The following is an 8,029-nucleotide window of genomic DNA, read 5'->3' as shown; positions in this document are numbered from 1 at the left end:
ACAGCAGCGATATGGCACAACGACGCCACCGGACAGCCCGTCCTACGCTCACTGACCGCCTACGATCACTGACCCCTTGGAATCGATCATCTAGTGCGGCGCCTTCTCGGCGGGGGTGCGTGAATCCGGCTCGTGCGGCGCCTTCTCGGCGGGGGTGCGTGTCTTCAGCCTGTCCGGCGTTTGAGGACGAGGCCCGTTCAGGGCCGAAGCGGGGGCCTGGGGGCGGCAGCCCCCAGAGACGCCCACGCCGACCGACGTCCACACTCAACCGACGCCCACACCGACCCACGCCCAAACCAACCCGTACCTACCGAGCCGTCGCAGACACCCGCTCGCTCTCGACCCGCCGAGCCACAACCTCCTCCCCGGCCTCCTCGAGATGCCGGCACAACACCACCGACCCCCCACTCGCCAACGGCGCGTACAACCCCGCGCTCAACCCCTCCCACGTGTCGTACGGCAACCCCGACAGCAACCGCGACCCGGGCCCCGTCAACCCCAGCCCCGACGCCTCCGCCCGCGCCCGCGCCACGATCTCGGCGCCGGTCAACTCCGCCCCGGCCACGATCAGCGCGGGCGCCTCCGCGTCGACGGGGACGTACGGCACGAACCGGTCCCCGAAGCTCGGGACGTTCACCGCGTAGTCGTCGTACCCCTGCGGAGGCCCCGGCACGAACCGTCGCCCGAGCGGCGCGAGCGACAGCGCGTACCGCTCGCCCCGGCACGCCAGCCCCGCCTCGAACCCCCCGGGCCCGGCCACCACGAAGTCCGCCTTCGACGGATCGCCGGCCACATCCGCGACGACCCCCACCGAGGAACACGCCAGCAGCCACACCGCCGTCTGCCAGTGCGCGGGCAGCAGCAGGGCGACCCGGTCGCCGGGTTCGGCGGACAGTCCGTCCTGGAGGAGGTTCGCCGTCTTGGCCACCCAGTTGGCGAAGGTGGCGACGGACAATTCGACCCGCTCGCCCGTGGCGTCGTCGTAGAAGGTCACGAGGGGGCGGGCGGGATCCGCGGCCAGCGCGGAACGCAGCAGGTCGGCAGGGGTGCGATCGGTGGCAGTCACCCACAGAAGCGTACGCGCCGCCCGCGCCGCCACCCCGCTCGCGGGGCCTTTCCGGAGCCACCGGTTCGGCGCAACGCACCCCGACGGCACGTCAATTCCCCGATGGACAGAAATGTATGACTATGTCCAGGATCAGTGGCATGCGTGGATTGCTAGCTACCTCGATCGGCGTCACGTGCGCGGCAGCTCTCGCGCTCCCGCTGACGCCGCCCGCCGACGCGGCGACGGTGCGACAGGCATCGGCCACGGAGGCGGCGCCCACCGGGACGAAGAGGGCCACGAGCCCCGACACCCCGACCACCTCAACTCTCCCTGACCTCCCCGATCTCCCCGATCTTCCCGATCTGCCGGGCAGCACCCAGTCGCTGTCCCTGACCTCCCTCACCGGCGACCGGGCCCTCGGCGGCACCGGCGCCGACCGGGGCCTGCCCCGGCGGGACGTACGCCACTTCTCCCTCCTGGGCGTCGTCTGGGACGACCCGACGGCCGAACTCCACGGCCGCGTCCAGGTCCGCACCCGGCCGGCCGACACCGCCGCCTGGTCCGACTGGCAGGACGTCGAGACCCACAACGCCGACCACGGAGCGGACCCCGCGACGTCCGAGAGCGCCTCGGGCCGGGTCCGCGGCGCAACCGCCCCGCTCTGGGTCGGCGACTCCGACGGCGTCGAGGTCCGGGTCCACCCGGAAACGGAACGCCGTACGGGCCGCACGGAGGAAACGGGACGCGGAACCCGCGCCCTCGCGGTCGCCGCCCCGCTCCCTTCGGGCCTGCGCCTGGAACTGGTCGACCCGGGGGCAGCCGCCCCCGCACACGTCCCGGCGGGCCCACCGCGCACCGGCGTGCTCCCCCCGGACGCACCGGACCCGGCGACCGGGAACGCGACCGATCCGGACACCAAGACGGCCGGAACACCCGGAACGCCCGGAACGCCGCCAGCGGCAGGGGCATCCGCGACAACAGGGATGCCCGCGACAACAGGGATGCCCGCGACAACAGGGATGCCCGCGACAACAGGGATGTCCGCAGAGACGACGGCAGCCTCGGCCGCCAACGCCCCCCTCGCCCCGCTCGGCGCCACGGAGATCCCCGCCCTGGACCGCCCGGGCACCGAACGCGAACTCTTCACCCTGCGCGCGGCCGAGCTGACGCAGGCCCAGCGGGCGAAGCCGTACATCGGCCCGCGCCCGAGCATCGTCACGCGGCGCGGCTGGGGAGCCGACGAGAAGCTGCGTGAGGAGACGTTCGTGTACACGACGAAGGTCAAGGCGGCGTTCGTGCACCACACGGCGTCGGGCAACAGCTACAAGTGCTCGCAGGCGGCGTCCGTCATCCGCGGTATCTACCGCTACCACGTCAAGAGCATGGGCTGGCGCGACATCGGCTACAACTTCCTCGTCGACAAGTGCGGGAAGATCTACGAGGGTCGCGCCGGGGGAGTGGCGGAGCCGGTCATGGGCGCCCACACCCTGGGTTTCAACACCAACAGCATGGGGATCGCCGTCCTCGGCACGTTCACCTCCGCCAAGCCGAACACGGCCACGGTCAACGCCGTCGCCCGGCTGACGGCGTGGAAACTCGGCCTCTTCGGGGCGAATCCGAAAGGAAAGACATACCTGAAGTCCGCGGGTGGCAATCTCTACGCAAAGGGAAAGAACGTACGACTGAATGTGATCTCCGGCCATCGGGACGGGTTCGCCACGGAGTGCCCGGGCAAGCAGCTCTACGGCAAGCTCGGCTCGGCCCGCTCGACCTCGGCGCTCTACCAGGGGCGCTGAGCCGGACGACAGGTTCGTGAGCTCCGGGGCCAGGGGAGACCCCGGAGACCCTTCAAGGGGCCTTCAAGGAGTCTGCAAGGGGCTGCATACACTGGCCGGCCGAAAGACAGTTCGGCCGGTCCCGGCAGGAAGCAGAGACGAAGGTGACTGAAGCGATCCTCCTGGTCGGCGGCAAGGGCACCCGGCTGCGCCCACTCACGGTGCACACGCCCAAGCCGATGGTCAGGGCGGCGGGGGTGCCGTTCCTCACGCACCAGCTGGCGCGGGCGAGAGCGGCGGGCGTGGAGCACATCGTCCTGGCGACGAGCTATCTGGCGGAGGTCTTCGAACCGTACTTCGGCGACGGCTCGGCGCTCGGCCTGCACCTCGAGTACGTGACGGAGGACGAACCCCTCGGCACCGGCGGCGCGATCCGCAACGTGGCGTCCCGCCTCAACTCGGCCCCGGACGACCCGGTCCTGGTCTTCAACGGCGACATCCTCACCGGCCTGGACATCAGACGCCTGGTGACGACGCACGAGGCGAAGTCGGCAGACGTCTCCCTCCACCTCACCAGGGTGACGGACCCGAGGGCGTACGGCCTGGTTCCCACGGACGAGACGGGCAGGGTCCTGGCGTTCCTCGAAAAACCCCAGACCCCCGAGGAGATCGTCACCGACCAGATCAACGCGGGGGCGTACGTCTTCCGCCGCTCGGTCATCGACACGATCCCGCTCGGCCGCCCGGTGTCGGTGGAGCGCGAGACCTTCCCCGACCTCCTCTCGGCAGGCGCCCACCTCCAGGGCATGGTCGACTCGACGTACTGGCTGGACCTGGGCACCCCGGCGGCCTTCGTCCGCGGCTCGGCGGACCTGGTCCTCGGCCGGGCCCCGTCCCCCGCGGTCCCCGGCCGCTGCGGCGACCGCCTGGTCCTCCCGACGGCCAGGGTCGCCCCCGACGCGAAACTGACGGGCGGCACGGTGGTGGGCGAGGGCGCGTTCGTGGCGCGCGGCGCGAGGGTCTTCGGCTCGACGATCCTCCCCGGCGCCGTCATCGAACCGGGCGCCGTCATCACCGACTCCCTCATCGGCACCCGCGCCCGAGTCGGCGAACGTTCCGTCCTCACCGGCACGGTCATCGGAGACGGAGCAGTCGTGGGCCCCGACAACGAACTCCGCGAGGGCGCGAGAATCTGGTGCGACGCAACGATCCCAGCGGGCGCGGTCCGCTTCTCCTCGGACCGGTAGGCGCCGAGCATTTCAGCCCGTCTGAGGGCGCTCGGGTGCTCTGTCGAGCCCGGGTGGGCATATTTCAGCCCGTCCGGTGTTCGAGGACGAGGCCGCAGGCCGAACGGGGGTCCAGGGGGCAGAGCCCCCTGGAGGGGGGCATCACAACCCCCTGATGTCCCCCACAGGCATCCGCGGCGCCCGCCGCTTCGGCACCTGCCCGCTCAGCAGGATCAACCGAGCCGCCCGATGCCGCTGCCCGGCATACGGCTCCAGCAACTCCAGCATCACCGAGTCATCGGCTTCCCGATCCCCCGCCAACGCCCACCCCACGATCCCCGGCAGATGCAGATCCCCCACGGTCACCGCGTCCGCCGCCCCATGACTGCGCTGCACGACCTCCGCCGAAGTCCAGGGCCCGATCCCCGGCACCACCTCCAACCGGGCCTGCGCGGCCTCCGCCGTCATGCCCACGGCTTCCTCCAACCGCCTCGCCACCCGCACGGCCCGCAGAATCGTCGACGCCCGCTTGTCGTCGACGCCCGCGCGATGCCACTCCCACGACGGAATCAGCGCCCATGTCCGAGGCGCGGGCATCACCCACAGCCGCCCGTCCGCCGCAGACCCCGGCGCAGGCTCCCCGAACTTCCGCACCAGCAACCGCCAGGCCCGGTAGGCCTCGTCGGTAGTGACCTTCTGCTCCAGCACGGACGGAATCAACGACTCCAGCACCAGCCCGGTCCGCGTCAGCCGCAGTCCGGGCCGCCGATGCCGGGCCATGGCCACCACCCGATGCCGCGGCACAAAGGCCTCCGGCGCATCCGAGGCCCCGAGCAGCTCAGGCAACTGCTCCAACAGCCACTCGGCCCCCGGCCCCCAGGCCTCCCCGCGCACCGCACCCCCGCCCGCCGCGCCCGAGACACGCAGCGTCCCCGGCCCGGCGGGGGTGAGACTTGCCCGCCACACGGACCCGTCCGGCATCGCCCGGAACGTCGGATCACCCGGCCCACGCCGGAGCGGCCCGAGCACCAGCCCGAGATCGAGGGGCCCCTGCGGAACCCACTCCCGCACCCGCCCCGCAACGGCGGCGGCCTGCCGAGGCGCCCCGGACGGCACACCGACCTGCCCACCGCGCACGCTCGTACGCGTAGGCCGAGGAGAGAACCGTCCTGCCACAGGAGTTCCTTAGAGTTCCTTGGTTGCCGTTGATGCCTTACGAGACCGGGCGCTCCATACGAGCGCCGGTGTGCGTCTAGTGCCGCGGCAGGCAACGTTCGCCCCGTCGCGACGCCCGGCACGCACTCTCGCCGCACCGGCCGAAAGCCCAAGTACGTCCAGTACGAGGACTTCCGGCCGGCACGCCGAGAGCACGCACCGGACGCCGCTCCTTGGCGGGCAAACGTTGCCTGCCGCGGCACTAGCCCTCAAGGGGCGCGGGGAACTGCGCGACAAGCTCCACCAGCCCGCAGTCACACACGAACCCCGACCTGAACCCACCGTGGGCACCTGGCCCCGGGCGGAGCGTCACCGCACCACGACAAAGTCCCCCACCTCCCGCTCCGGCCGACCCCGAGGCTCCTCGGCCGCATGCCCGACCGCCACCGCCCCCATCGGATCCCACCCCTCCGGCAACGCCAGCACCTCCCGCACCACGTCCCGGCAGAACATCGTCGACGACACCCACGCGGACCCCAGCCGCTCCCCGGCCAGCGCGACCAGGAAGTTCTGCACACCGGCCCCGGCGGCGACCACGAACATCTCCCGCTCGGCCGCGTCCCGCCGCGCGTCCCCATAGGCATGCGACCCGTCCATCACCAGACAGGGCACCACCAGATACGGCGCGTTCCGCAGCACATCCCCGCGCCGCACCCGCTTCGCGATGGACTCCTCCGACTTCCCGTCCCGCCGCAGGTCCGCGATCCACGCGTCCCGCATGGCGTCCAGCAGCCGAACCCTCGACTCCGCCGACTCCAGCAGCACGAACCGCCACGGCGTCGTGTGATGCGGCGCAGGCGCGGTGACCGCCGCCGCCACCGCCCGCCGTACCGCCCCGGGATCGACCGGCTCGTCGGTGAAGGACCGCACGGTCCGCCGCTGGGTGACCGCCAGCCGCACCGCCTCGGACGTCCCGAGCCGGAACATGTCGTCGCGTGCTCCCCGCACCATGACCCGAGCCCCGACGGCGGTCTCGCCCTCCTCTGCCTTCTCCTCGGCGACGATCACATGCCCCAGTCCCCGCACCACGGCCACCGGCAGCCCGGCGGCCTTCCCCTTCACGAGATCCCCGGCGGCGGCCAGCTCGTCCGCCGTGGCGACGACCGTCGCGCTCAGCGGGTTGCCGTACGCGTCCGTGCCGCCGCGCAGATCGTCCAGCACCCGCACCCCGGCGGCACCGATCGCCACGTCAGTGAGCCCCGCGCGCCAGGGCCGTCCGAAGGTGTCCGTGACGATGACCCCGACGTCGACGCCGAGCGCGCCCCGCAGCCCCTCCCGGATCGCGCGCGCCGAGGCGTCCGGATCCTCGGGCAGCAACAGCACCGTCCCCGCAGGGGTGTTGGAGGCGTCGACCCCGGCGGCGGCCATGATCAGCCCCTGCCGGTTCTCGACGATCCGCAGCATCCCGCGCCGGGCCACGACCCGCACCGTCTCGGCGTCTATCGCGGCCTCCCGGTCGGCCGCCCGGACGACCCGCCCCTCGGCCTTGGACACGATCTTCGACGTGACCAGCAGAACGTCCCCGTCGACGAGCCCCGGTTCGGCGGCGGCGATCATCTTGGCGAGGTCGTCCCCGCCCTGCACCTCGGGCAGCCCGCGCACGGCCCAGACCCGGTAACCGTCCTCGAAGGATCCGTTGGACTCGTTGGACTCGCTGGACTCATCGGCTCCGTTGGATCCACTGGACTCGCTCATGCTCCCCGCACCTCCTCGGCCAGCGTCAGCGCCTCCTGGGCCATCCGCGCGGTCGCGTCGAGGTCGCTCATCATCAGCGGGACGGCCCGGCAGCGGATCCCGGCCGTCTCCACCCGCTCCACCACGCCGGCGTCCACGGTGTCGACGAGCCAGCCGTCGAGCAGCCCCGAGCCGTAGTGCTCGGCCACCGCGGCGGCCGTCGACTCCACGCCGACCGCCGCGAGCACCTTGTCGGCCATACCGCGCACCGGCGCGTCCCCGACGATGGGGGAGAGGCCCACCACCGGCACGCCGGCCTCGGCGATCGCCTCGCGGATGCCCGGCACGGCGAGGATCGTGCCGACGGAGACGATCGGATTCGACGGCGGGAAGAGGATCACGTCCGCCTCCGCGATCGCCTCCAGCACCCCCGGCGCCGGCTTCGCCTGCTCGGCGCCGACCGGCACGACCGCCTCGGCCGGCACCGACGCCCGCAGCCGCACCCAGTACTCCTGGAAGTGCACGGCCTTGCGCTCGCCGTCCTCCTCGACCGCCACATGGGTCTCCACCCGGTCGTCGGTCATGGGGATCAGCCGCACCCCCGGCTTCCACCGGTCGCACAGCGCCTCGGTGACCGCGCTCAGCGGATACCCGGCGCCGATCATCTGCGTCCGTACGATGTGCGTGGCGAAGTCCCGGTCGCCCAGCCCGAACCAGCCGGGCCCCGCGCCGTAGGCCGCGAGCTCCTCCTTCAGATGGAAGGTCTCCTCGGCCCGCCCCCACCCCTGCTCCTCGTTGATGCCGCCGCCGAGCGTGTACATCACCGTGTCGAGGTCCGGGCAGACCTTCAGCCCGAAGAGATGGATGTCGTCGCCGGTGTTGCCGATGACCGTGATGTCCGCGTCCGGCACGGCCTGCTTCAGACCGCGCAGGAACCGGGCACCGCCGATGCCGCCTGCCAGAACCACAATGCGCATGGAAGCCAGTCTCGCAGGCGCCGCCGACAACCCGTCCGCCGGTTGTGGACAACCACCCGCCTGTGGAAAACCCGCCCGCCCGTACGAGCGGACGGCGACCGCCAGAGGCGAGTC

6 protein-coding genes are annotated in these 8,029 nt (G+C 72.2%); 2 read left to right on the top strand and 4 right to left on the bottom strand.

The genetic code is table 11. The features are described from left to right. Positions 1–307 precede the first annotated feature (307 nt). Positions 308–1,066, bottom strand: a complete 759-nt coding sequence (locus AB0J04_RS36780) for a TIGR03089 family protein (RefSeq protein ID WP_363172959.1) — start codon at positions 1,064–1,066, stop codon at positions 308–310. A 140-nt stretch (positions 1,067–1,206) separates the two neighbouring features. On the opposite strand from AB0J04_RS36780, the gene AB0J04_RS36775 reads away from it, so the two are divergent. Both AB0J04_RS36775 and AB0J04_RS36770 read left to right on the top strand, forming a co-directional pair. Next, positions 1,207–2,844 carry a peptidoglycan recognition protein gene (locus AB0J04_RS36775; RefSeq protein WP_363172958.1) on the top strand — a complete coding sequence of 546 codons (1,638 nt, stop codon included), beginning with the start codon at positions 1,207–1,209 and terminating at the stop codon, positions 2,842–2,844. Positions 2,845–2,987: 143 nt separating this feature from the next. After that, positions 2,988–4,070: an NDP-sugar synthase gene (locus AB0J04_RS36770; RefSeq protein WP_363172957.1), complete on the top strand. Its 1,083-nt coding sequence runs from the start codon at positions 2,988–2,990 to the stop codon at positions 4,068–4,070. A gap of 141 nt (positions 4,071–4,211) precedes the next feature. On the opposite strand, the gene AB0J04_RS36765 is transcribed toward AB0J04_RS36770, so the two are convergent. From AB0J04_RS36765 to cofD, 3 genes are all read right to left on the bottom strand, one after another. Beyond that, positions 4,212–5,225 carry a DNA-3-methyladenine glycosylase 2 family protein gene (locus AB0J04_RS36765; RefSeq protein ID WP_363172956.1) on the bottom strand — a complete coding sequence of 338 codons (1,014 nt, stop codon included), beginning with the start codon at positions 5,223–5,225 and terminating at the stop codon, positions 4,212–4,214. Positions 5,226–5,573: 348 nt separating this feature from the next. Further along, on the bottom strand, positions 5,574–6,959 hold the full coding sequence (locus AB0J04_RS36760; RefSeq protein WP_363172955.1) for a coenzyme F420-0:L-glutamate ligase: 1,386 nt from the start codon (positions 6,957–6,959) through the stop codon (positions 5,574–5,576). Next, entirely contained in the window at positions 6,956–7,915 is a 960-nt protein-coding gene (gene cofD / locus AB0J04_RS36755; protein ID WP_363172954.1) for a 2-phospho-L-lactate transferase, read from the bottom strand. Before cofD ends, AB0J04_RS36760 begins: the two co-directional genes overlap by 4 nt. Positions 7,916–8,029 lie beyond the last annotated feature (114 nt).

The organism is Streptomyces sp. NPDC050263, from assembly GCF_040655955.1.
Lineage (GTDB): Bacteria > Actinomycetota > Actinomycetes > Streptomycetales > Streptomycetaceae > Streptomyces.
Note: the sequence above shows the minus strand (reverse complement) of the source record. Positions and strands in the feature narration are given on the sequence as shown.

What these genes read in the sequence shown, in the direction of transcription:
- AB0J04_RS36775 (WP_363172958.1), top strand. Translation starts at nt 1,207, where the DNA reads ATGCGTGGATTGCTAGCTACCTCGATCGGCGTCACGTGCGCGGCAGCT.
- AB0J04_RS36760 (WP_363172955.1), bottom strand. Translation starts at nt 6,959, where the DNA reads ATGAGCGAGTCCAGTGGATCCAACGGAGCCGATGAGTCCAGCGAGTCC.
- cofD (WP_363172954.1), bottom strand. Translation starts at nt 7,915, where the DNA reads ATGCGCATTGTGGTTCTGGCAGGCGGCATCGGCGGTGCCCGGTTCCTG.